Genomic DNA, 24994 nt, shown 5'->3' with positions numbered 1-24994 from the left:
CGTTCCGGGTCGGCCCTCAGCCACATCGTTTCGCGGCGGAGCGATCCGGGTTGGCTATGCACCCAGTTGCATAGTACCGAGTGTCATGGCTATTCTCGCCGCATGGCCCTCGAGCATGCGTTGCTGGTATCGCTCACCGAGCGCGCCGGATCGGGATACGAGCTGGCGCGGCGCTTCGACAAGTCCATCGGCTACTTCTGGAGCGCGACCCACCAGCAGATCTATCGCGTCCTCAAACGCATGGAGGAGTCCGGCTGGGTCGACGGCGAGTCGGTGGCGCAGGAGGGCAGGCCGGACAAGAAGGTGTACTCGGTGAGCGAGGCGGGGCGCGGCGAACTCGCCCGCTGGATAGCCGAGCCGAGCGACTCGGGCACCCCGCGCAACGAACTCGCGGTGAAGATCCGCGCCGCCGCCTACGGCGACATCACCGCACTGCGCGCCGAGGTGGCCCGCCACCGCGACCAGCACGCCCAGCGGCTCGAGCTGTACCGGCACATCGAGAAACGTGACTTCCCCGCCCCGGACCGGCTCGGCGGGACAGCCCTGCACCAGTACCTCGTCCTGCGCGCGGGCATCCGCGTGGAGTCGGGGTTCGTCGAATGGTGCGACGAAGTTCTGCACGCACTGCACCCGCGCGCGACAGCCCCGCACGCGGATTGACGGAGAAAGGCGACCTCACCGATGAGCTCCTTCCCCCATTTGTTCGAGCCGCTCGATCTCGGCTTCACCACCCTGCGCAACCGAGTGGTGATGGGATCGATGCATACCGGGCTGGAGGACCGCGCCTGGGACACCAACAAGCTGGCCGCCTACTTCGCCGAACGCGCACGCGGTGGTGCCGGCCTGATCATCACCGGCGGCTACGCGCCCAACCGTGCGGGCTGGCTGCTGCCCTTCGGCGCCAAGTTGACCAACAAAACCGAGGCCTACCGGCACCGGACGATCACCAAAGCGGTGCACGCGGAGGGCGGCAAGATCGCCATACAAATCTTGCACGCGGGCCGCTACTCCTATATGCCGGGCAGTGTGTCGGCGTCGTCGATCAAGGCGCCGATCAATCCCTTCCGTCCGCGCAAACTGTCGGCCAAAGGCATCGAGCGAACCATCGACGACTACGCCCGCTGCGCGAAGCTCGCCCAGTTCGCCGGTTACGACGGCTGCGAGATCATGGGCGGTGAAGGCTATTTCATCAACCAGTTCCTCGCACCGCGCACCAACAAGCGCACCGACGCGTGGGGCGGTTCGCCGAGCAACCGGCGCCGGATCGCGGTGGAGATCGTGCGCCGCACCCGCGCCGCGGTCGGCCCGGACTTCGTCATCGTGTTCCGGCTGTCCATGGCCGAGCTGGTGGAGCAGGGGCAGAGCTTCGACGAGATCATCGCGCTGGCACAGGAACTCGAAGCCGCCGGGGTGAACATCCTGAACACCGATATCGGCTGGCACGAGGCGCGGGTGCCCACCATCGTGACCTCCGTGCCCCGCGCGGCCTTCGTCGAGTTCACCGCGAAGATCACCGCGCGGGTGAGCATTCCGGTATGCGCGTCCAACCGGATCAACATGCCCGAGGTGGCCGAGGAGATCCTGACCCGGGGCGACGCGCAGCTCGTCTCGCTGGCCCGCCCCTTCCTGGCCGACCCGGAGTGGGTGAACAAGGCCGCGCAGGATCGCGTCGACGAGATCAACACCTGCATCGCGTGCAATCAGGCCTGCCTGGACCATGCCTTCCAGCACAAGACCGTCTCCTGCCTGCTCAACCCGCGCGCCGGGCACGAGACGGAACTGACGCTGCTGCCGACCCGCCGTACCAAGCGCGTCGCCGTGGTCGGCGCGGGACCGGCCGGGCTCTCGGCGGCGGTGAACCTCGCCGAACGCGGCCACCGCGTCGAGCTGTTCGAGGCCGACGACAAGATCGGCGGCCAGTTCGACATCGCCCGCCGTATCCCGGGCAAGGAGGAGTTCAGCGAGTCGATCCGCTACTACAACCGGATGCTCGAGCTGACCGGCGTCACGGTGCACCTGAACAAGCGGGTCGGCGCCGACGAACTGATCGCGGGGAGCTACGACGAGGTGGTACTCGCCACCGGCGTGCAGCCGCGCATCCCCGACATCCCGGGTATCGACCACCCGATGGTGCTGTCGTACGCCGAACTGGTCCGGGAGGAGAAGCCGGTGGGCAAGCGCGTCGCCGTGATCGGCGCGGGCGGCATCGGCTACGACGTCAGCGAATTCCTCACCGTCGACGGGCATCCCACCCTCAAATTGGACGAGTGGAAAGAGGAGTGGGGCGTCACCTCCGACGACGAGCAGGTCCCCGGACAGCTCGCCACGCCGCGGCCCGCCCCCGCCGCACGCGAAGTCGTCCTGCTGCAACGCAAAACCTCCCCGTTCGGCAAGGACCTGGGCAGGACTACCGGTTGGGTCCACCGCGCCGCGCTGAAGGCCAAGGGCGTCGAGCAGATCGGCGGCGTGAACTACGAACGCATCGACGACAACGGCCTGCACATCAGCTTCGGCGAGAAACGGCAACGGCCCCAGCTCATCCCGGTCGACAACGTCGTCGTCTGCGCGGGGCAGGAATCCGTGCGCGATCTGGAGGCCCCGCTGCGCGCCGCCGGTGTCAGCCTGCACGTGATCGGCGGCGCCGAACTCGCCGCCGAACTGGACGCCAAACGAGCCATCGACCAGGGCACCAGGCTGGCCGCACGGCTCTGAGGAGCGCGGTGGCCGGGCTCGATTTCCGGCCACCGTCGCCGCATCGCCTAGGCTGCACCGGGTGAGCCTGCCCTCCCCCACCTCCGAGAACCGCGCGGTCGTCACCGGCGCCTCCTCCGGCATCGGCACCGCGCTCGCCGCCGAACTCGCCGCCCGTGGCTACTCGCTGATCCTGGTCGCCCGCCGCGACGAACTGCTCACCGAGCTCGCGCAGCGGCTGACCCTCGCCCACGGCATCACCGCCGAGGTGCGCCCTGTCGACCTGGCCGACCGCGACCAGCGCGGCGCGCTGGTGGAGGAACTGTCCGCCCGCGACATCGCCATCCTGTGCAACAACGCGGGCATCGCGACCTTCGGCGCCGTCGCCGAACTCGACCCGGCCTACGAGCGCGCGCAAATGGAGCTCAATGCCGTCGCCGTGCACGATCTGACCCTTGCCGTGCTGCCCGGCATGCTCGCGCGGGGCGGCGGCGGCATCCTGATCAGCGGCTCGGCCGCGGGCAACATGCCGATCCCGAACAATGCCACCTACGCCGCGAGCAAAGCGTTCGCCAACACCTTCTCCGAATCGCTGCGGGGCGAACTGAAGGGCTCCGGCGTGCACGTCACGCTGCTGGCGCCCGGCCCCGTGCGCACCGAAATGCCGGATCCCGCCGAGGCGTCCATCGTCGACCGGATGGTGCCCGACTTCATGTGGGTCTCCTCCGAATACACCGCCAAGGTGTCCATCGACGCGCTCGCGCGCAACAAGATGCGCGTGGTTCCCGGCCTGATCAGCAAAGGGATGAGTGTGGCGGGCCAGTACGGACCGCGCGCGGTCACCGCACCCATCGCCGGCGCGTTCTACAAGAAGCTCGGCAACTGAGCCGTCGGCGTCAGCGAGCTGTCGAGAAGCGACGCCGAGTGGTCAAGGATCCGCAAACGACCAGCCCACCGGCCCGGCACCCGGCGTAGCCCTGGCGGCCCCGCAATCCGAGAAAGCGCTGACCCGGCCGGGGCGCTCAGCGGCGCCTGGTGCCGAACAAGCTGCGGGTGATCTGGCGGCCGGCCGCGCTGGCGGCCGAGCGCAGGAAGCTGCGCACCGCGGGGTTGTTCATGATCCGTTCGGCGGCGGATTCCTCGTCCGTGCGGGTCGCGGCGCGCCCGGGAACGGGAGTGGCCTGCGGCTCCCGCGCCGCGGCGGCCATCTTCGCGGCGAGCAACTCGTAGGCCGACTCCCGGTCGATGGCCCGGCCGTACTTCGAGGCCAGCGGGCTGGACAGGGCCCGCGATGTGATCGCGTCCGCGCCGATGGTGTCCATCAGCGATCGGGGCGGCCACAGTCTGGTCCAGGCCACCGGTGTCGGCGCGCCCTGTTCGGAGAGCACCGTCACGATCGCCTCACCGATGCCGAGCGATGTCAGCGCCTGCTCCAGGTCGTAGACGGCGGTCCTGGGATAGGTGCGGACGGTCTTCGCCAACGCCTTCTGGTCGTCCGGGGTGAAGGCACGCAGCGCGTGCTGGATGCGCGCGCCGAGCTGGGAGAGCACCTGATTCGGGATATCGGTGGGCAGCTGGGTGCAGAAGAACACACCGACGCCTTTGGACCGGATCAGCTTGACGGTCTGCTCCACCTGCTCCAGAAAAGCCTTCGAGGCGTCGGAGAAGAGGAGATGGGCCTCGTCGAAGATGAAGACCAGCTCGGGCTTGTCCGCGTCGCCGATCTCGGGAAGCGTCTGGAACAGGTCGGCGAGCACCCACATCAGGAAAGTGGAGAACATCACCGGCCGCGCCGCCTGCGCGCCCAGCTCGAAGAGGGTGATCACGCCCTTGCCGTCCACGATCCGCACCAGGTCGGCCGGGTCGAGTTCGGGCTCGCCGAAGAACGTGTCGCCGCCGTCGGCCTCCAGATTCACCAGCGCGCGCAAAATCACTCCCGCGGTGGCCCCGGAGACGCCGCCGATGCCTTTCAGGTCCTCCTTGCCCTCGGGGCTGGTGAGATGTGTGATCACCGCGCGCAAGTCCTTCAGGTCCAGCAGCGCGAGACCGTTGCGGTCGGCCCAATGGAAGATCAAGCCGAGGGTGGATTCCTGCGTCTCGTTCAATCCGAACACCTTGCTCAGCAGCACCGGGCCGAAGGAGCTGATCGTCGCGCGGATCGGCAGCCCGGCGCCGGTGGCGCCCAGTGCGACGAACTCGGTCGGGAAGCCGGTCGGCGCCCAGTCCGCGCCGGTCTGCGCGGCGCGTGCCGTGAGCTCGTCACTCCGCCGCCCCGGCTCGGCCAAGCCGGACAGATCGCCTTTGATGTCGGCGAGCACCACCGGAACCCCGGCGCTCGACAGCTGCTCCGCGATGCCCTGCAAGGTCTTGGTCTTCCCCGTGCCGGTCGCCCCGGCGACCAAGCCGTGCCGGTTGATCATCCGCATCGGAATGCGGACGCGCGCGGTGGGGTCCACCGTGCCGTCGACCACGACGGCTCCCAGCTCCAGCGCACTGCCCTCGAAGGCGTAGCCCGCGGCGATCTCCTGCGCGGCGGGCAGGTCTTCCGCCTCGGCGACCGGCTCGGCTCGTGCCGCGGTCGCGGTCTGCTCGGCGACTTCGCGTTCCGCGGCCTCCGCGGCCGCGGCTGCCTCCGCCGCGATCCGCGCCGCCTCGTCGGCGGCCTTGCGCGCCGCGGCCGCCTTCTCCTGCGGGGTACTCATCGCGCGTCCTCCGTCCTGGTTCGACTCGAACTGCGTCACGCAGTGTTTGCTGTCGCACCGAAAACGCCGAGTGCCGATCTGGGAGCACTGTATCCCCGCGGTTCGGATCCGGGGCCGCATCAGTAGCTTTGCGGTTGCCGTGCCGCGTCGCGAGCCCCGGACCTCGGCCCGGCTAATGTTGCACGAGTGTCCGACAAATACATGGTGTGGATGGATTGCGAGATGACCGGCTTGCGCTTGGACAGCGACAAGCTGATCGAGGTGGCCGCGCTCGTGACCGACAGCGATCTGAACATCCTCGGCGAGGGCGTGGACATCGTCATCCACGCCGACGACGACGCGCTGGCCGCGATGCCCGCGGTGGTCGCCGAGATGCACGCGCGCTCCGGGCTGACCGACGAGGTCCGCCGCTCGACGGTCACCCTCGAAGAGGCCGAGCAGCGCGTGCTCGACTACATCCGCCAGTACATTCCCACCCCGCGCACCGTGCCGCTGGCCGGTAACTCGATCGCCACCGACCGCGGTTTCATCGCCAGGGACATGCCCCTGCTGGACGCGCACCTGCACTATCGGATGGTCGACGTGAGCTCGATCAAGGAGCTGTGCCGCCGCTGGTACCCGCGCATCTACTTCGGCCAGCCGGAGAAGGGCCTGAGCCACCGCGCGCTGGCCGACATCCAGGAGTCCATCCGGGAGCTGGAGTACTACCGGCGAACCGCGTTCGTCGCGCCGCCCGGGCCCTCCACCACCGAGATCGCCGCCGTCGCCGCCGAGGTCTCCGAGATCGCGGAAGAACGGACCGAATCGGCCCAGGTCAACGGCTCGCGAGAAACCGATTAGGGCGTAGGCGGGTTGACACGCTAATATCTAGCCCGCCGGTTTTTCACCGGTGATGGTGAGCGTAGTTCAGTTGGTAGAGCACCAGGTTGTGATCCTGGCTGTCGCGGGTTCGAGTCCCGTCGCTCACCCCAAGGGCCCGGGCGGCTCCGAGATATCGGAGCCGCCCGGGCCTTTTCCATTGCGTCTCGAGTTCTTTCTCGAATGCCCACCTGGGCTGCGACATGCTGCCCTGACTCCCTCCCGAAACGCCGAACGGGCCACCGGATTCGCTCCGGTGGCCCGTTCGGCGTTCTTTGCCGCTCAGCGATTGTCGTCGGCGTTGCCCGCCTTCCAGACCGGCCACGGGATGTTCCAGTCCCCCAAGCCGTCCACGCCGGAGAGGGTGCCGCCCACGGTGTTCTTCACGATCGTGATGTCACCGCGCTTGGCGTTCTGGAAGACCCATTGCGCGTTCGCCGGGCTGAGGTTCAGGCAGCCGTGACTGGTGTTGCTGTACCCCTGCGCGCCCACCGACCACGGCGCCGAGTGGAAGAAGATGCCGCTGTAGGACAGTCGCGTCGCGAAGTCCACCGGCGTCTTGTACCCGTCCGGCGAGTTGACCGCCACACCGTAGGTGGAGGAATCCATGATGATCTTCTCGTGCCGGTCGGCGACGATGTAGACGCCGTTGTCGGTCGGCGTGCTGTCCTTGCCCATCGAGGTCGGCATGGTCCGGATCACCTGACCGTTCTGCTCGACGGTCACCTGCTTGGTGTCGTCGTCGGCGGTGAAGATCACCGCGTCGCCGATGGTGAAGAAGGAATGGACGTTGTCCTGGCCGTACAGACCGTTGCCGAGATCACGTCCATAGACGTTCACATCGATCGTGACCTTCGTCCCCGGCGCCCAGAAATGCTCCGGCCGCCAGCGCACCTCACGGTTGTTCACCCAGTAGAAGGCGCCCTCCACCGGCGGCTCGGTGGTGATCTTGATCGCGTCCTGCGCGGCCTTGCGGTCGGGGATGTTCTCGTCGAACTGGACAGCCACCGGCTGGCCGATACCGACGATCTCGCCCTCTCCCGGGATCAGGTAGGGCTTGGTCTGGTTACCGGGCGAGCTCGTGGTGAAGCTGAGCGTCGCGGAGTTCGCGCCGCCGAGCCCGATCGCGTCCGCCTTCAACTGGTAGGTCTTGCCGTAGCCGAGCACCTCGGTGGTCTCCCACGACCTTCCGTCGGCGGCGAGCTTGCCGTTCACGGTCTTGCCCTGCGGACTGACCAAGCTCACATTCGTGAACTTGCCGTCCTCCACCTTGAACGTCATCGGAACGCCCGGCGAGACGCCGACCTCGCCGTCCTTCACCGGGGCCATCAGCTTGGGCTTGATCAATTCCGTGATGGGGTTGCGGTCGATGGCCGCCTGCGCCGCCTCGGTGGCGTCGGACGCCGAGCATCCCGTCAACGCCAGCGCGGCGACGGCTACGACGATCACCGGTCCCGCGATAGTGCGCATCGACCACCGTCTGGCCGACTTCCGCCGACCCTGACCACCACTCATTTCAACCCCGTTTCAAAGTCTCGGTGCTCCAGGACACACCGATGGCTTCGGATACCGACCGCCACGCCGCTCACCCCGCCGTGTACGCGGGCGGTGGAGACCACAACCGGACATTCTGCCAGTGCGTCACGTCCAGGCCAATGTGAACACCACGTCCGTCACTGCAGCGTTACCACCTGTAGATCAACTCGGCGACCCCCGGCGTTACCGGCGCGGGAGCACATCACGTCAGAGCCGGTCAGGACGCGATTTCACTTCTACGGCCCCCGCCTGTTAAGGTTTGTCCCGCACCGGAACACGGGCAAGCGCCATTAGCTCAATTGGCAGAGCAGCTGACTCTTAATCAGCGGGTTCGGGGTTCGAGTCCCTGATGGCGCACAACACAAAAACCGTGCCCTTGCCAGTCATCATCTGGCAAGGGCACGGTTTTTCTCTCTCCGCACCGCCGGAATGTCCGTGACATCACCGTGACCTGGACTTTTTCCCAGATGCACCACGGGTCCCAATTCGGACAGCGATACGCCTCCTCAGCCGCCGAAATCCAGTCCAGCGGGCGAAAAGTTCTGTGATCTACCACACAAGACGTTTAGCAGCAAACTCCCAGCTTGGATAACGATTCGGCAACCGCGTCCTGGGCTTTCCAAGATCGGTAGCGCCTCCCGTTCAGAATTCGTTCATCCTCCGTTAACCAAGCGTGACCATTCTGCAATCAGGTCACAAAGCGACCTGAAGTTTGGTCAGCCCGAGGAGTTGTAGACACCGATTCGGTAACGATCACACGGCCAAGGCAAGCCGGCCACGTGATCGGCGGAGCGGAATCCGGCAACGGACCCGCAATCCCATACTTCCGCCCGTCTCTTCGCATCGAGGATGCGGAGTCCCGCGCGACACCGCGGCCGAGCCCACCGAGGGCGATCCGGCGCCGCACGCACGAAACGTCGCGTTCCGGGGACCTGAATGTCCCCCACAACAAAACCACACAACAGCACATGGCCGTTTCGGCGAACGCTACCAGCGTACGCGCCGCAGGATCCGTGCTGCCCTACCGCGGCCGGATCGAGTATGTCCCCGAACAAGGAACCGATTCGCAATGCCTGACAGACGCCTTTCCACCCTTCGCCGCCCCTCGCTTCGCGAGACCATCACCGTCGCCGTCGCGGCCGCGGGTGTCGTTGCCGTGGCCGCCTGCTCCGCGGCGTCCGTTGCCGACGACAGCGTCCCGTCTCGCATCGCCATGGTGGCCGAGCAGCAGCCCGCCGCCGCACCCGCTCCGGTCGCCGCACCGGCCGCGGAGGCGATCCCCGCGCCGCTGCCCGCCCCGGCCCCTGCCCCTGCCCCGGCGCCCGCTCCCGCGCCGGAGCCTGCTCCGGCCCCGATGCCCGCCCCTGCCCCGCCGGTCTACGAGAACAACCTGGACGGCTGGATCCGCGAGGCGCTCGACATCATGCGGGCGAACAACATCCCGGGCACCTACGAGGGCATCCACCGCAACATCATGCGTGAGTCGACCGGCAACCCCCAGGCCATCAACCTGTGGGACTCCAATGCCGCCATGGGCATCCCGTCCAAGGGCCTGCTGCAGGTGATCGACCCCACCTTCGCCGCCTACCACGTCGCGGGCACGCCCTTCGACGTCTGGGATCCGGTCGCGAACATCGTCGCCGCCTGCAACTACGCCGCGCACCGCTACGGCTCGATGGACAACGTCAACAGCGCGTACTGAGTCCATATCGCTTCGCAGCCTCCTCATCCGCCGATGGGGAGGCTGCGGCCTTTTCCGGCCGTGCGCGGGCAACCGACGGACGACGTCCGACTGCGTCCACTATCGTGATGCACCTGCGACCCGTGGACAGGCAATGACCGACTACGCACACAGCGACACGGCGGCCAAGAGCCGCGCCGAGAAAGCGCGGCGGCTGGCGAGCTACCTCTGGCAGCGCGGCATCACCGGAGCCGAGGTGCTCGCGATGCCCGCGCCGGTTCGGCGCAAACTGGCCAGGGCCGCCGAAACGAATCCGCCGAGCACCGACGAGACCTGGACGACGGTGGCGCAGCTGCTGGCGGAGAAGGACAGCTGGGCCGCCCGCCATCCGGAGCATCCCGCGGCTCGGCGCGAACACACCGACGAGAAGCTGCTCTGGGTGAAGCCGCCGATCACGCCTTGGAACTGAGCTTCCGGCGAAATGTGCTGTAGCACAACAATTCTCATGACTACTACAGCCTTCCGTAGACTGGTGTCATGCACCCGCCGACACTGCCGTCGCAATGACCGAGCGCAAGCCGCCGAAGGAGACCTTCGAATCGTGGATCGATAAGCAGATCCGCGAGGCGGCCGAGCGCGGCGATTTCGAAAACCTTTCCGGCGCCGGTAAACCGATTCCCGGGGCCGGCTCGGCATACGACGAGGACTGGTGGCTGCGCGGGTATCTGCGCCGCGAGGGGGTGAGCGGCGATGCCCTGTTACCGCCGTCGCTCGTACTGCGGCGCGATATCGAGCACCTCCCCGATGCCGTGCGTGACTCGACCACCGAACGGGAGGTGCGCGCCACGGTGAGCGAACTCAACCAACGCATCGTGGACTGGCTGCGGATGCCCGAAGGGCCGTACGTCCCGATCGCCCCCGTGAACGCGGACGAGATCGTCGCGCGATGGCGCGATGAGCGCGAGGCGGCGCGGCCGATGCGTGCCCACCCGTCCGGGAAAACCACACCGCCTTCGCGTGCGCCGTCCGGCGAGGGCACGGCACGTCCATCCCGCCGGTGGTGGCGCCGATGGTGGGGGCACGCAACCGACTAGCGTCGCCCCCGGGGGAACGAACGCCGCCGATCAAGCGCCGAGTTCGGTCACCTGCTCCACCTCGGCGACCACCTTGTCCGCCAGCGCGCGCAGGACCCGAGCCTCGCCCGCCGTCATCGGCTCGACGAAGACGCGACGGACCAGATCGACGTGGTTCGGCGCGGCCCGCTCCAGGGCGACGCGGCCTTCCGACGTGAGCTGGACGATGATGCCGCGGGCATCCTCCTCCGCGGGCCTGCGCTCGACCAGGCCACGGGCGTCCATCCTGGCCAGATGCTTGGACAACCGGCTCTTCTCCCAGCACACCTCGGCCGCCAGCTCCTTGGCGCGCAGACAACCGTTCGGGGCCGCGGACAACGCCACCATCAGTTCGTAGTCCGCCAGGGACAAGCCGTCCTCGGCCAGCCCGGCGGAAATCGCCCCATCCAAACGCTGGCGCAGCCGCACATAGGCCTGCCAGGTCGCCTGCTCGTCGTCACTCAGCCACCGGACCATGGGAATGAAGTGTAGTCACGGTTGGTTGACATGGACACCAACTCTCCAGGAGGTCTCGATGCCCGCCGTCACCGTTCCCGACATCATGGTCCTGCCGCGGCTGGCCCGCCCCGACGTCACTCTGCGCGCACGGCCGGTCCGGAGCGTGGTCACCGCCCACAAACAGCGCGAGGGCGCGGGATTCGAGGTGCGCAGGCCGTTCCCGAGCATGGACCTGCGCGCGGCCGACCCCTTCATCCTGCTCGACCAGATGGGCCCGGTCGCCTATGAACCACACGAGGCGAAGGGCGCGCCCTGGCATCCGCACCGCGGCTTCGAAACCGTCACCTACATGCTCGACGGCACCATGGTGCACCACGACTCGCAGGGCGGAGGGGGCATCATCGGCGAGGGCGACACCCAGTGGATGACCGCGGGCTCCGGCATTCTGCACGACGAGGTCCCGCCGGAGGAGATGGTCGCCTCGGGCGGCTGGTTCCACGGCATCCAGCTCTGGGTCAACTTGCCGCGCGCACTGAAGTTCGCGACGCCGCGCTACCAGGATCTGCGTGCCCGCGAACTGACCCTGCTGAGCTCGCACGACGGCGGCGCATTGATCCGGCTCATCGCCGGGGAGGTCGGCGGCTTCACCGGTCCCGGTTCGACCTACACCCCGATCGCCTACGCGCACGCGTCGATCACACCCGGTGGAATGCTCGAAACCCCGTGGCCGCAAGAGTTCACGGCGATGGCGTACGTGCTGTCCGGCAGCGGCACGGTCGGCGCGGAGCGCAGACCGCTCGGCGAAGGGCAGCTGGCGGTCTTCGGCCGCGGAGACGCGATCACCGTGACAGCCGATGCGCGCCAAGACAATCGGACCGGAGCGCTCGAGGTGTTGCTGCTCGGCGGACGACCGATCCGGGAACCCGTGGTGCAGTACGGCCCGTTCGTGATGAACACCCGCGCGGAGATCATCGAAGCGATGGCGGACTACCAGGCCGGACGCATGGGAAACATCCCGGCGGAGCACATCGGCGGCGCGGCGACGACCGCCTGATCGGCGTCGCGGGCGCGATCCCCTAATGCCCTAGTTCCGTCCCCCCGAGGTTGACAAGAGAGCGGCCCGTCACAACAGTGGATGCGGCGTCCGGTCGGACGCCCCATCCACCGCAGCAACCACATAGAGGAATACATGAACGTTCGCCGGCTCTCCGTCAGCGCGGCCGTCGCGGGACTGACCTTTCTCGCGGCTCCCGCCGCCCTAGCCGCCCCCCCGTCCGGTTCCGCCGGAACCGGCTCCTCGGCCGTCGACACCGGCTCCGCCGCGACCGGCTCGGCCGGTCTGTCGCAGACCGGTTCGGCCGGTGGCGCCTTCGCCAACTGCGACGACGCTCGCAACGCCGGACGGGCGCCGCTGTTCCGCGGGGAACCGGGCTTCGGCCCGCACCTGGATCCCGACGGTGACGGCTTCGCCTGCCCGACGGTCTGAACCGAAGGTGGAAAACGACGACACCCGGTGGGCAGCGCCCACCGGGTGTCGTCGTTTTCCCAGCTCAGCGGAAGATCTTGAGCAGCACCAGCCCGACGAACAGGGTGGCGGCGCCGATCAGGCTGTACTTCACCTTCGGCTCGTTCAGCTTCGCGACCACGATGTGCTTGGTGTCGTCCGCGATGCGATGCGGGTCCGCGCGTACCGCGAGTTCGTCGAGCGTGCTCGCCAGCCGAGTGCGGGCGGCCTCGATCTCCTGCTCGATCCGCTCGGTATCCCTTGCCACGTTCCACCCTCCTGTTGTCGATTGCCGCACCTGGGGCACGAAGCACGCCGCATGCTCGGCCGTTCGTGGAGCGCCCAGGGGCTCGCGGACGAGTCTATCCGCCCCCGCGCCGCGTTATCCGGCCGCGCGAGGATCTCCGGTCGCGACGTTCGGATACCGTGCTGGAGGTGACCACCACCCAACGACTCGCCCCCGGCGACACCGCCCCCGACTTCACGCTCGCCGACGCCGACGGCAAGGACGTCTCGCTGTCGGAATACCGCGGACGCAAGGTGATCGTGTACTTCTACCCCGCCGCGAGCACGCCCGGTTGCACCAAGCAAGCCTGCGACTTCCGCGACAACTTGGCCGACCTGGACGGCGCGGGCATCGACGTCGTCGGCATCTCGCCGGACAAGCCCGCCAAGCTGGCCAAGTTCCGGGACGCCGAGCAGTTGACCTTCCCGCTGCTGTCGGATCCCGACCGCGCCGTGCTCACCGCGTGGGGCGCGTTCGGCGAGAAGACGATGTACGGCAAGACGGTCGTCGGCGTCATCCGTTCGACCTTCCTGGTGGACGAAGAGGGCAAGATCGCCGTCGCGCAGTACAACGTCCGCGCCACCGGCCACGTCGCCAAGTTGCGCCGCGACCTGTCGGTGTAACCCGCCGGCAGCGAAAAGCCCGGCGCCGCAGCGGCGCCGGGCCGAGTTCGGGAGCCCGCTCGGGTGGCTCAGCTCTGCCACACCTGCTGGGCCGCCCATTGCGCCATCAAGCGGAGATGTTCGTCCCACCAATCCGCGGCTTCCGGGGTGAACGCCGCCGGCGGCGGGGTCTCACCGGGGAACAGCAGCGCGCCGTCGGGCGCGCCCACCTTGCGATCGGCCGGGAGCCCGGTGCCCGGCACCAGCGGCGCGGGCGGGCTCGTCTCCGCCTCCTTCGCGGCGTCGACGGGCACCAGCGGCAACGGACGATTGCGCGCGGCGGCCCCCCAGCGTTGCTCCGGATACTGCGCTCCGGTCGTGCCGGAGTCGAGTGGTCCGTCGAACGATCCGTGTGCCCCGGCGCCCCCAGCCTGGACCGGCTCACCCGGATGGACCGCACCGGCGCTCTCGATACGGCCGTCCGCGAGGACGACGGTCGGCCTCGGCGACGAGGAATCGTTGAGCAGGTAGCTCCCGCCGACGACCATTCCGCTGGCCAGCACCCCGGCCGCGGCGAACACCGCGACTCCGCCACGCGCCCGGTACGGCTCGCTCACCGGCTCGACGTAACCGTCCTGCTCGAGTCGCGCGCTCAACGCCGCACCCGCGGCGGACGCGAAAGCGCCCACCGTGCACGGGATCACCGGCGCCCCGAAGTCCTCCAACGCCTTCAGCACCGCCGGCCCGGCGCCCGCCGAGCCGATCAGTGCCACCGCGTGCGGCCGGGCGGCGGCCGCGTCCAGCTGTTCCCACGCCGCCGCCACGCCCATGCCGAGCGAGCGCGGCGTCGCCCGCCCCGCCTGCCCCACAGCGGCGAGCACCCGGCGGCGGCCGCGATCGACCAGGGTGAACGCCTGGTAGCCGGGCACCACCTCGCAGATCAGCAGGTTGTCGTAGGCGTCGAGCCACGTCATCATGCTCGCCGCGCTCAGATGGGCCGATTTCGCCGAGACCATCGAGGCGCTGTGCCACGGACCCGTCGCCAACCGGGTCACGATGGCGCGCCGCTCGGCGGCGTCCCGGTAGGCGACCGCCACGCCGCCGATCTCCCGGTCCGAGCCGAGGCCCGCGGCCAGGGCGTCCAGCGCGGTCTCGACCGCCGCGGCCACCTCCGCCTTACCGTCACCATCCGTTCGTTCCACCCGACGCAGCAGCACGCGGTCGGCCAGCTTCTTGCCGTCCGCGAGCGCCACCGCGTGCACGGCGCCGCGTTCGGTGGAAACGCCGAGAGTCACCACAGATTCAGCTACCACTGATCACGCCTTCCCTCTGCGCATTGACCGAGCTCATGGACTGCCGAAAGCCATGAGCCCCATGGATTCCCCTGCTCGGAACACACGTCGCGATGCACGCGCGCTCGGTAAGTGTTCGGCACCACATCGGTTACGGATGGGTAGCGGAAATCCAGCCGCCTGGACTCGAACGGCGGATGCGCGTATCGCACGCGTGCCCCTACCGTTAGCCTGGATGCGTGGAAGTACGCGCGGAGGCCAGGTCGAAGCACCGTCTGGACCCTGCGTTGGAGCTGCAGGACGACCCACAGGAGCTCATGCCGCGACGCCGGCCGACGCAGGAACGCAGCAAACGAAAGTTCGACGCCTTACTCCAGGCGTCCAGGGAACTGCTCGTCGAGGTCGGGTTCGAGTCGTTCACCTGTGAGGAGGTGGCGGCCAGGGCCGAGGTGCCGATCGGCACGCTGTATCAGTTCTTCGCCAACAAGTACGTCATCGTCTGTGAGCTGAATCGTCAAGACCTGGTTGCCGTTTCCCAGGAGTTGGCCGACTTCCACGGCGAGATCCCGTCGCTGGACTGGCTGCGGCACATGAACCAGTTCGTCGACCATCTGGCCAACCTCTGGATGACCGACCCGTCCCGGCGGGAAGTGTGGCTCGCTATGCAGTCCACCCCGTCCACCCGGGCCACCGGCGCGATCCACGAGAAGCAGTTCGCCGAGGTCGTGTCGCAGATGCTGCGGCCGCTCACTCCGCGCACCCCGCGGGTGCGGCGCACCATGATGGCAGAAGTGCTGGTGCACGTGGTCTATTCGATGCTCAATTTCTCGGTGCAGGACGAGCAGAGCAGCGCCGAAGCCGTCGCCGAACTCAAGCGGCTGATGGTCGCCTACCTGCTCGTCGCGGAGAAGGAATCGCGCACCGGCAGCGAACGATAGCGGGTGGTCCCGGGGGAACCGGGACCACCGCGCGGCTCAGCCCGCGTTGTCGCGGCCTTCGATGAGGTCGGCCAGCTCGCCCGGGTCCTCGAGCACCACCATCGCGGCGGCGGTGTCGCCGTCGTGTGTCAGCGACAGGTGAACCCGGACCCGGGGAAGGAACTCGGCGGCCAGGCCGTGCAACTTGATGCTCGGCCTGCCCCACGCGTCGTTGACCACCTCGATCAGCGGATAGGGGTTGTCCCCGATCTGCGGGCGGCGGGCGAACCGCGACGATGCCCAGGCTTTGAGCACCGCCTCCTTCGCCGCCCACCGCGCCGCGTAGCTGCGCGCCGGATCGGTTCCCTTGCTCTGGCAGTAACGCCGCTCACCCGCGGTGAAGCTTTCCCGGAGCATGGTGGTTCCGGCGCGTTCGAGCTGTTCGGCGAACTCGGAGATGGTCACCAAGTCCAAGCCGATACCGAGGATCGTCATAGGCGGGCAGCCTACGACTTACTCGGCGAGACCGTGCGCGAACCCGGCGCGACGGGTTGCCCCGCCGCGCTTCCGGTTACGCGCATCCCGGGCCGTTCGCCCGGTAAGCGCCGTCCTCCGCCAGGCGCGCCTCTTGCGAGAGCAGCATGTCGGCCTCCAGCTGGCGGGCCCGCCCGGACGGCGTGCCTTCCCCGCCGAGCCTGCGGTCGGCCGGACGCTCGTACAGCGGCGCCCCGCCGCACATGGCCTCCACGAACCGCTGGCGGCCGCTCAGCTGACGCTCCTGCGCCCTGCGCTGGTACTCGTCGCGCCGCCCCGGCTCGATGGCCTGGATGAACGCCTGCGGGTGCACGATCGCCAGCAGGCCGTTCACATGGCCGAAGCCGAGCGAGGTGACCAGACCGGCCTTCAGCGGAAGCCGATCGCCCAGGTGCAGCGCTTCACGCAGCCACACCAGGTGCGGGTACGGCCGCATCTTCTCGTCGACGCAGTCCAGGCTGCGGTTCGGCGGGATGACGCCCTGCTCCAGCACCTGGCACAAGCCGATGAGCTGGAAGGCCGCCGCACCACCCTTCGCGTGACCGGTGAGGGTCTTCTGCGACACGACGAACAGCGGAGCGCCGTCCGAGCGTCCGATGGCCGTGGCGAGGCGCTCGTGCAGCTCGGACTCGTTCGGGTCGTTGGCGGCCGTCGAGGTGTCGTGCTTGGACACCACCGCGATCTCGTCCGGGGTCACGCCGAGCTTGCGCAGTTCGACCGCCAGCCTGGACTCGGTTCCGCCGCGACCCGCACCCAGCGCGCCCAGGCCCGGAGCCGGAATGGAGGTGTGCACGCCGTCCGCGAAGGACTGGGCGTAGGCCACCACGCCGAGCACCGGCAGGCCCATCTCCAGCGCGACGCTGCCGCGCGCCAGGAGCACGGTTCCACCGCCCTGCGATTCGATGAATCCGCCGCGACGGCGGTCGTTGGCGCGGGAGAAGTAACGGTCGCTGATGCCCTTGGCGCTCATGGCCGCCGAATCCGCGGTGGCTGACATGTCACCGAAGCCGACGATGCCCTCGATGCCGAGATCGTCGTAACCGCCTGCCACGACCAGGTCGGCCTTGCCGAGCCGGATCTTGTCGACACCCTCCTCGACCGACACCGCGGCGGTGGCGCAGGCCGCCACCGGGTGCACCATCGCGCCGTAGCTGCCGACGTAGGACTGCACCACGTGCGCCAGCGCCACGTTCGGCAGCGCCTCCTGCAGGATGTCGTTCGGGCGCGGCTCACCGAGCAGGTTGTCGACGTACAGCGAGCGCATCGAGGACATGCCGCCCATGCCGGTGCCCTGCGTGTTGGCGACCAGCGAGGGGTGCACCCAGCTCATCAGCTCCGCGGGACTGAAGCCGGAGCCGATGAACGCGTCCACCGTGCACACGATGTTCCACAGCGCGACCCGGTCCACCGAGGCGGCCATATCGGGCGAGATGCCCCAGATGGTGGGGTCCCAGCCGGTCGGGATCTGGCCACCGACGGTGCGCGACAGCTTGGCCCGGCGCGGCACGCGGATCTCGGTGCCCGCCTTGCGCGTCACGGTCCAGTCGCCGGAATCGGCGACCGGCGTGATGACCGTGTGCTCCGGATCGGCGGCGTGGAAGGCGCGGGCCTCGGCCTCGCCGCCCACCGTGAACGACAGATCCTGGTCGAGGAAGACCGAGGTCATCAAGGGCGCCGAGTTGTCGGTCATGGCGCCGTCGTCTTCGTAGCGGCGCACACCGCAGCGGGCGACCACCGCGTCGTGGTAGCGCTCGGCCAGCTCGTGCTCCGGTACGTAGTCGCCGGAGTCGGTGTCGTACCAGCCCGGCTTCGGGTCGTTCTCCCAGGCCACCATGCCGGTGGTCCAGGCCAGCTCCAGCACGCCCGCCGCCGACAGCTCGTCGGAGACCTCCATCTCGAAGCGGGTGCGCGCCGAGCCGTACGGCCCGAGCTCGCCCGCGCCGACGATGACCACCATGTCGGCCGGATCCGCGGTCACCTCGCCCCACTCGGGCACCGGAAGCGCGGAGGTCACCGTCGGCGGCGCGGGCAGCGCGGCGATCGTGCGACCCGCGTCGGCGTCGGTCTGCGCCTCCGCCTGTTGTTCCGCAGCCTGCTTGGCCAGCTCGGGCAGGTCCAGCTTGGCCCTGGCCAATCCGCCGGTCAGGTCGATCTGCTGCGGGCCGCTCGCGGTCACCTGACGCGCCCGCGACGTGCACCACTTGAGCAGCTCGGCGGCCATCTCGGCGGTGGACCAGGTCTGCACGCCCGCCTTCTCGACCGCCTCGACCATCGGGTCGTTGTGGCCCATCAGGCCGGTGCCGCGCACCCAGCCGATCAGCGCGTGCACCAGGGTGACCCGGGTCGACCACGACTTCTCGGCCCGCCACTTGGCGACCACCGCGTCCAGCGCCGCCTTCGACTCGCCGTAGGCGCCGTCGCCGCCGAACATGCCGCGGTTGGGCGAACCCGGAAGCACCACATGCAGTTTCGCGTCCACGTCGTGATCGGCGCCCAGCTTGGACAGTCCACCGATCAGCCGCTCGACCGACCAGAGCAGCACTCGCATTTCCATTTCGGCGCGAGCGCCCGCGTCGGCGAGGTCACCGGCCACCCGCGGCGCCGCGAACGGCAGCAGCAGCGTCGGCGTCATCGCGTCCTTGATCTTGATCTTCGACCCGCCCGCGCTGTCGACCTGCTCGGTGCCGATCCAGTCGATCAACGCGTCGACGTCCTGGTAGGACGCCATGTTGGCGGGCACGACCCACAGGGCCGCGCCGTGGCGGGCGTTGTCCCGGTACAGCTTCCGGTAGAAGGCGAGGCGTTCGTCGTTCAGCGCCGAGGTGGTCACCACCACCGTGGCACCGCCGCTGAGCAGGATGCCGGTCGCCGCCGCGGCGATGGATCCCTTGCTGGCGCCGGTGATCACCGCGATGTCCGAGGACCACAGGCCGGGCTCTTCGACGCTCAGCGCCGCCTCGGCGATGCGCTCGTACAGCCCGGCGAGCACCGAACGGGCCTCGTGCATCGCCCGCTGCCGCCACCAGTTCGCCTGCGCGGCAACGGCTTCGCCCGCCCCGAGGAAACCGGTGACCGGTCCGTTCGCACTGCCCGCGTCGTCGGCCAGCCACAGCCGGGCCAGATCCTCGCGCGCCGTGGCCCACCGGTCGTCCAGCAGCACCGCCTTGCGCGCGTCGAACGCGGGCGCGACCAGACGCGGCCAGTCCGAACCCAGTTCGGCCGCCACCAGATCGACCAGGGAGTCCGCGGAAGCCTCCGGTGCGGAGACCCGCTCGGACAGGCCGAGCTGTTCGAGCACCACGCGCGCGGCCGTGGCCAGCACGCCGTCGCGTCCGGTGATCTGCTCGGTGAACTCACCCAGCGCGGCAGCGTCGACGGTCGCACCGCCACCGCCGCCCGCCGAGGGCAGCGACACCGCGACACCGCGGCGGGCCGCGACGGCCTGCACGGCGGCGTCGATGGCCGCGTCGACCGAGGCGGCGTCGCCCAGCGCGCCGGAGACCAGCCCGCCCAGGTCACCGCCCCGCACGCTGGTGCCTTCCCTGGTGCCCAGCGACACTTCGGCCGTCACGTGGCTGGCCCAGCCGTCGCCGAGTTCCCAGACCTTCTTCACCCGATCGGCGATGGCGGCGGGACGCTTGCCGGACGGGCCGAAGACTTTGCGCAGATGATCGCCGATGGCGTCGGTGAGCACCGTGCCGAAGGGACGGTAGGTGCGGGCCAGCCGCTCCACCGTCGCGGACAGCGCGCCCATGTCGGCGTCGGCCGCGCCGTCGATCGCGCCGAGCGACAGCTCGGAGCCGAGGTCGACCAGCAGCTGGTTGCGCCGGGAGGACACACCGTCGCAGAGGCCCTCGATGGTGTCCACCGGGCCGATCTGGTCCAGCCGCAGCTTGGTCCACAGCGCGATCAGCACGCGGGTGGCGTCGGCGGCGGTGAACGCGATGTCGTCCGGACGCGGGCCGCCCGAGCTCGGGGCGGGCGCGGCGACCGGGGCGGCGGCGACGGCCGCGGCCGCAGGCGCCGTGGCGGCCGACTCGTCCATGGGCTCGTCGACCGGCGCGGGATCGGTGTCGGTCGCGTAGACGATCGCCGCCTCGCGCTCGATGTTGAGCACCTCGACCGTGGCGCCGCTGAACGCGGGCAGCTTCAGCGTCTGGGAGGCCAGGTTGGCCACCGTCGGCGTCGCGCCGAGACCGATCTCGACGAACCGCTCGATACCGAGGCCGCCGTGCATGGGGTCGGTGAACAGCAGGTCTTGCGTCTCGATCCAGCGCACCGGGCTGGCGAACTGCCAGGCGAGCAACTCGATCAGCACCACGCGGCACAGCTCGGTCGGGCGGGCCGCCCAGCTGTCGAAGTCGGCCAGCACCTCCGCGAGCGGTTCGGACGGCACCAGGTCCGCGATCTCCTGGACGAACCCCCGCTCGAGCGAGAACAGTCTGGGCACCAGGTTCGGGATGTAGCGGCCGACCAGCACCTCCGGGCGCAGGTCCACCGGCAGCAGCTGTTCGAGCTTCTGCCGGAACTCCGGGACGCCCTTGCGCAGCACCGTCGAGTGGAACGGCACGTCGATGCCGGGGACCAGGATGAACGCCCGCTTGCCGCCGAATTCGGCACGGCGGCGGTCGATCTCCTCCTCCAGGGCGTCCAGCCCGGCCACCGTGCCCGCGATCGCGTACTGCGAACCGCGCAGGTTCAGGTTGACCACCTCGAGGAACTCCCCGACCCGATCGCCGACCTCCTTGACGAAGTCGACGACCTCGCCGTCGGGCAGCCCGATCTGCGAGGGCCGGATCGCGGCCATCCGGTAGTCGCTGCGCCCCTGCGAGTCACGCGGCACCAGCTCGTGCATCGCGGAACCGCGCTGGAACACGACCTCGAGCACCGCCTCCAGCGGAAGCACTCCCGCGACGGCGGCGAGCGCGTTGTACTCGCCCACCGAGTGGCCCGCGAGCAGCGCGTCCTCGACGAACGCGCCGGCCTCACGCAGTTCCGCCACCTGGGCGACACCGAGGGTCGCCATGGCGACCTGGGTGAACTGGGTCAGGTGCAGCACGCCGTCGGGGTGCCGGTGCTCGACGCCCCGCGCCTTCAGGTAGGTCGGGTTGTCGCGCACCACGGCCAGGATCGAGAAGCCGAGCGCGGCACGGGTGTGCTTGTCCGCGCGCTCCCAGATCTCCTTGGCCGCCTTCGACCGGGAGCGGGCGTCCAGCCCCATCCCCTTGCGCTGGATGCCCTGTCCGGGGAAGGCGTACACGGTCTTCGGCGCCGCGGTGCGACCGGTCGCGGTCATCACCAGTTCGCCTTCGGTGCGGCAGGAAACCTCTACGATCTCGCTGCCCGCGTCGACCGCGACCCGCTCGACGCGCACATCGATCTCCGCGCCGGGGCGGACCATGCCGAGGAACCGGGTGGTCCACGCGGTCACCGTCCGCGCGGGCACCGAGCCGGCCGGATCGACCGCCGACACGACGTGCTGCGCGGCGGCCGACAACCACATGCCGTGCACGATCGGACTGCCGAGCCCGGCGAGCTTCGCGGCGGCATCGCTGGTGTGGATGGGGTTGTGGTCACCGGAGACGGCGGCGAAGGCGTGCATGGTGCGCGGCGCCACGATCGTGACATCGCGGCGGCGCCTGCGCGGAGTGTCGGTGGCCGCGTCGGACACCGTGCCCGCGGCGCGCGGCGGAGCGGCGAGTTCGCCGGTGCCGTTGCGCCCGCGGATCGCGAACCGTTCGGTGAGCGTGGCCAGCACCGGCATCGACATCCCGGTCTCGGGCTTGTCCAGCATGGCGGTGATCCGCACGTGCACCTCGACGACGCGGCCGAGGTCGGTGTCGAGGGTCTCCCCGGCCTCCGCGCGCACCGCGAGCACGCTGGTCTCGGCGGGCAGGTCGGCGGCGAGGTGCACCTGATGGTCGAGGTGGACCAAGTCGAGCATGCCCTCGATGACGCTCTCGCCCTTGGCGGTGCGGGTCGCGCCGAGCACCGCGAACACGGCGGGCCAGCAGGCGCCGACCAGCACGTCGGGCACGGTCCGGCCGAGCGTGCTCAGCGTGCCGGGCAGGCCGGAGCCGGTGACGCCCGCGTGATCGGCGATCAGGTCCGGCGTCCAGGCCAGGTTCACGTGCGCGACCTTGCCCTTGACCTCCGGAAGATCCTGGCCCGCGGCGACCGCGAGCAGCGCGGCCATGGCCTCGTGCGCGTCGGCCTCGGTGACGACCGGGGCGCCGCCGTTGTGGACCGAGGCCGGCACGGTGATCCGGATGCGCACCGCGTTGCCTGCCAGCAGCGGAACGGTCAACTCCAGGTAGGCGTGCTCCGGCTCGGGGCCGGTGGTCTCCACCAGCGTCGCGCCGCTGGGCGGATGCACCGCGCCCTTGCCGTCGACGACCCATTCGGGCAGATCGCCGAGCCGGTGCACCGGGCTGATCGTGGTGCGGCCTGCCCACTGGACGTCCGGCGCGGCGAGGACGGCGTCGATCGGGCCGCTGGTGACGCCCGCCGTGCGGCGCGCGTCCACCGCGGCGGGCACCGCGCCCGCGCGCACCAGCGAGTACGCCGTGTCCTGTTCGAAGCGGTCGAGCAGCTCGCCGACCGGCTCGTCGACCCGCGTGATGCCGGCGACCGAGACGGTGCCGGGAATGACGCACACCTGATCGGCCGAGTAGCGCGGATCGTGCGCCTGCCACAGCGAGTCCGAGCGCCACCAGCGGCGCACGTCGGCGTCCACGACCGGCACGAAGTTCACCGGCTTGCCCGGTGTCTTGCACAGCGCCACGAAGAACGGAACGTCCGCCGGATGCAGCAGGGTCTGCTCCGCCGCAGGGTAGGCGTCCTTCAGGGTGCACAGCGCGGCGACCGGGTCGTCGAAGTCCTCGTCGCTCGCGAACAGCGTGGGGATCTCGCCGCGGTCGGCCGGATGCAGCCGGGATTCGGTGCGGCGCATCATCTCCGCGAACCGGTCGCGCCAGGTGATGTCCAGCCACACCGAGCTGGTGGCCTCGGCGATCGCGTCGCCCAGGTCGCTGCCGCAGTCGAAGTCCTTGCGCCGGTCCAGGCCGACCGCGAGCTCGACGTAGCGCTCCAGCCAGTCCTGGTAGGTCATGGTGACCAGGTCGCCGAAGTACGGCTTCGCGGTGGCGTTCAGCGCCGCGATGATCTCCTCCCGGCGAGCCGCGACCGCGTCGGCGTCACCCGCGACCTCGTCCAGCAGACGGCCGGTGCGCGAGGCGGCGTTGTCGATCTCGTGGATGTCGGCGCCCAATTGGCTACGGCCCGAGGCCATCCCGCCGGACGCGGTGCCCGCGCCGACCCAGTCGGGGGTGCCGGGAGTATCCACCAGCAGTTGCTTGACCTCCGGCGCGGTGGTGGCTTCCAGCGTGGCCATGGCCGCCGTGCCGACCAGCACACCGTCCAGGGGCATCACGGGGTAGCCGTGCTGGACCGCCCATTGTCCGGTGAGGTATTCCGTCGCCCGTTCGGGGGTTCCGATGCCACCGCCGACGCACACCACCACGTTGGCGCGGTTGCGCAGCTCGGCGTAGGTGGCCAGCAGCAGATCGTCCAGGTCCTCCCAGGAATGGTGCCCACCTGCCTTGCCGCCCTCGATGTGCATGATCACCGGGTAGTCCGGAACCTCGTCGGCGATGCGCAGCACGGCCCGGATCTGGGCGACCGTACCCGGCTTGAACGCCACATGCGCGATGCCGACCTCGGTGAGCTCCTGGATCAGCGCGACGGCTTCCTCCAGCTCCGGAATGCCCGCGGTCACGATGACGCCGTCGAACGGGGCGCCCGCCGAGCGCGCCCGCTGCACCAGCCGCTTACCGCCGAGCTGCAGCTTCCACAAGTAGGGGTCGAGGAACAACGAGTTGAACTGCACCGAGCGTCCCGGGTGCAGCAGCTTCTTCAGCTCGGCCACCCGGTCGGCGAAGATCTGCTCGGTCACCTGGCCACCGCCGGCCAGCTCGGCCCAGTGGCCCGCGTTGGCCGCGGCCGCGACGATCTTCGCGTCGACCGTCGTGGGGGTCATGCCCGCGAGCAGGATCGGCGAGCGCCCGGTCAGCTTCGTGAAGGCGGTCTCGACCACGATGCGCCCGTTGGGCAGCCGCACCGGCTGCGGCGCGAATGCCGACCACGGGGTCGCGGGCTCCGGCGCGGCGCCCGGGGTGAGCAGGCTGCGCTGGCCGGCCCGGGTGGCGACCGCGACCATGCCCAGGCCGGTGCCCTTCACCGTGCCCGCGGTGACGCGGGACAGCAGATCGCCCGGGCCGAGGTCCAGAATCCATTGCGCGCCTGCGGTTATCACACCCTCGACGACGTCCACCCAGTCGATCGGGTCGACCAGGATCTCGCGCGCCAGCCGGCCCGCCAGCTCGGCGTCCAAGCCGCACTGGGTAGCCCAGCTGCTCACCAGGTCGACGGTGTCGGCCAGCGCGGGGTGATGGAACGCGACGTCGACCGCCACGTCCTCGAAGACCGGAGCGAACACCGAGCCACCGCGTGTTTTGGCGTCGCGCTCCCGCGCCTGCTCGTCGTGGATCCGGGCACACCGCTGGTGCACCCGCTCCAGCTGCGCGGGCGGTCCGGACAGCACCGCGCGGCGCCGCCCGTTGCGGATCGAGATCACCACGGAGGCGGCAGGATCGACTCCCGCGCACACCTCGGCCACCACGGCACGCAGCTGCTCGGGATCGACGTTCGACACCGCGGCCATCGGCGAGCGATCGCCCACCGGCATCAGCCCGCGCCGGCGCGCCACCAAACCCGCTGCCGCGCCGATCATCTGGGCCACCGCGAGCAGCTCCGCGTCAC

The 24994-nt window shown here is 69.6% G+C and carries 18 protein-coding genes and 2 tRNA genes; 13 read left to right on the top strand and 7 right to left on the bottom strand.

The genetic code is table 11. The features are described 5' to 3' along the window. Positions 1-102 precede the first annotated feature (102 nt). The 3 genes from ON19_RS07430 (at position 103) to cmrA (ending at position 3577) form a co-directional block, all read left to right on the top strand. On the top strand, positions 103-660 hold the full coding sequence (locus ON19_RS07430) for a PadR family transcriptional regulator (RefSeq protein ID WP_043688536.1): 558 nt from the start codon (positions 103-105) through the stop codon (positions 658-660). Between the two features lie 21 nt (positions 661-681). Then, the gene (locus ON19_RS07425) at positions 682-2712 is read left to right on the top strand and encodes an NADPH-dependent 2,4-dienoyl-CoA reductase (protein ID WP_043688534.1); all 2031 of its coding nucleotides are present in this window, start codon (positions 682-684) and stop codon (positions 2710-2712) included. A gap of 61 nt (positions 2713-2773) precedes the next feature. Further along, positions 2774-3577, top strand: a complete 804-nt coding sequence (gene cmrA / locus ON19_RS07420) for a mycolate reductase (RefSeq protein WP_043688533.1) — start codon at positions 2774-2776, stop codon at positions 3575-3577. Positions 3578-3713: 136 nt separating this feature from the next. Here cmrA and ON19_RS07415 read toward each other — a convergent pair whose 3' ends face one another. Then, positions 3714-5393, bottom strand: coding sequence for a helicase HerA-like domain-containing protein (locus ON19_RS07415; protein WP_051168643.1), 1680 nt, complete (start codon positions 5391-5393; stop codon positions 3714-3716). A 201-nt stretch (positions 5394-5594) separates the two neighbouring features. Here ON19_RS07415 and orn point away from each other — a divergent pair, with 201 nt between their 5' ends. Both orn and ON19_RS07405 read left to right on the top strand, forming a co-directional pair. Then, positions 5595-6233 carry an oligoribonuclease gene (gene orn / locus ON19_RS07410; protein WP_265336442.1) on the top strand — a complete coding sequence of 213 codons (639 nt, stop codon included), beginning with the start codon at positions 5595-5597 and terminating at the stop codon, positions 6231-6233. 55 nt (positions 6234-6288) lie between these two features. Next, positions 6289-6364: transfer RNA gene (locus tag ON19_RS07405), tRNA-His, on the top strand. Between the two features lie 169 nt (positions 6365-6533). On the opposite strand, the gene ON19_RS07400 is transcribed toward ON19_RS07405, so the two are convergent. Further along, on the bottom strand, positions 6534-7721 hold the full coding sequence (locus tag ON19_RS07400) for a L,D-transpeptidase (RefSeq protein WP_043688529.1): 1188 nt from the start codon (positions 7719-7721) through the stop codon (positions 6534-6536). Between the two features lie 350 nt (positions 7722-8071). On the opposite strand from ON19_RS07400, the gene ON19_RS07395 reads away from it, so the two are divergent. The 4 genes from ON19_RS07395 (at position 8072) to ON19_RS07380 (ending at position 10562) form a co-directional block, all read left to right on the top strand. After that, positions 8072-8144, top strand: a tRNA-Lys gene (locus ON19_RS07395). Positions 8145-8856: 712 nt separating this feature from the next. Continuing rightward, positions 8857-9489, top strand: coding sequence for a transglycosylase SLT domain-containing protein (locus ON19_RS07390; RefSeq protein ID WP_043688527.1), 633 nt, complete (start codon positions 8857-8859; stop codon positions 9487-9489). A 133-nt stretch (positions 9490-9622) separates the two neighbouring features. Beyond that, positions 9623-9937: a hypothetical protein gene (locus ON19_RS07385; protein ID WP_043688526.1), complete on the top strand. Its 315-nt coding sequence runs from the start codon at positions 9623-9625 to the stop codon at positions 9935-9937. 94 nt (positions 9938-10031) lie between these two features. Then, on the top strand, positions 10032-10562 hold the full coding sequence (locus ON19_RS07380; protein ID WP_043688525.1) for a DnaJ family domain-containing protein: 531 nt from the start codon (positions 10032-10034) through the stop codon (positions 10560-10562). 30 nt (positions 10563-10592) lie between these two features. On the opposite strand, the gene ON19_RS07375 is transcribed toward ON19_RS07380, so the two are convergent. Further along, entirely contained in the window at positions 10593-11057 is a 465-nt protein-coding gene (locus ON19_RS07375) for a MarR family winged helix-turn-helix transcriptional regulator (protein ID WP_043688523.1), read from the bottom strand. Positions 11058-11115: 58 nt separating this feature from the next. Between ON19_RS07375 and ON19_RS07370 the strand changes: the two genes are divergently transcribed. Both ON19_RS07370 and ON19_RS07365 read left to right on the top strand, forming a co-directional pair. After that, positions 11116-12093 carry a pirin family protein gene (locus ON19_RS07370; RefSeq protein WP_043688522.1) on the top strand — a complete coding sequence of 326 codons (978 nt, stop codon included), beginning with the start codon at positions 11116-11118 and terminating at the stop codon, positions 12091-12093. Positions 12094-12228: 135 nt separating this feature from the next. Next, entirely contained in the window at positions 12229-12525 is a 297-nt protein-coding gene (locus tag ON19_RS07365) for an excalibur calcium-binding domain-containing protein (protein ID WP_043688643.1), read from the top strand. Positions 12526-12589: 64 nt separating this feature from the next. Here the strand turns inward: ON19_RS07365 and ON19_RS07360 are convergent, their stop codons facing one another. After that, positions 12590-12811, bottom strand: coding sequence for a DUF3618 domain-containing protein (locus ON19_RS07360; protein WP_043688520.1), 222 nt, complete (start codon positions 12809-12811; stop codon positions 12590-12592). 167 nt (positions 12812-12978) lie between these two features. On the opposite strand from ON19_RS07360, the gene bcp reads away from it, so the two are divergent. Then, entirely contained in the window at positions 12979-13452 is a 474-nt protein-coding gene (bcp, locus tag ON19_RS07355) for a thioredoxin-dependent thiol peroxidase (protein ID WP_043688642.1), read from the top strand. Between the two features lie 68 nt (positions 13453-13520). Here the strand turns inward: bcp and ON19_RS07350 are convergent, their stop codons facing one another. Next, on the bottom strand, positions 13521-14744 hold the full coding sequence (locus tag ON19_RS07350; RefSeq protein WP_157229616.1) for a DUF7159 family protein: 1224 nt from the start codon (positions 14742-14744) through the stop codon (positions 13521-13523). 296 nt (positions 14745-15040) lie between these two features. On the opposite strand from ON19_RS07350, the gene ON19_RS07345 reads away from it, so the two are divergent. Next, positions 15041-15661, top strand: coding sequence for a TetR/AcrR family transcriptional regulator (locus ON19_RS07345; protein ID WP_227954938.1), 621 nt, complete (start codon positions 15041-15043; stop codon positions 15659-15661). Between the two features lie 36 nt (positions 15662-15697). On the opposite strand, the gene acpS is transcribed toward ON19_RS07345, so the two are convergent. Both acpS and ON19_RS07335 read right to left on the bottom strand, forming a co-directional pair. Next, positions 15698-16135, bottom strand: a complete 438-nt coding sequence (acpS, locus tag ON19_RS07340; protein WP_043688517.1) for a holo-ACP synthase AcpS — start codon at positions 16133-16135, stop codon at positions 15698-15700. A gap of 76 nt (positions 16136-16211) precedes the next feature. Beyond that, a partial coding sequence (locus tag ON19_RS07335; protein WP_043688515.1) for a type I polyketide synthase occupies positions 16212-24994 on the bottom strand: 8783 nt, incomplete at its 5' end.

Source organism: Nocardia abscessus NBRC 100374, assembly GCF_000308455.1.
Taxonomy (GTDB): Bacteria; Actinomycetota; Actinomycetes; order Mycobacteriales; family Mycobacteriaceae; genus Nocardia; species Nocardia abscessus.
The sequence above is the reverse complement of the archived record's forward strand: the minus strand, read 5'-3'. Positions and strand labels throughout refer to the sequence as shown.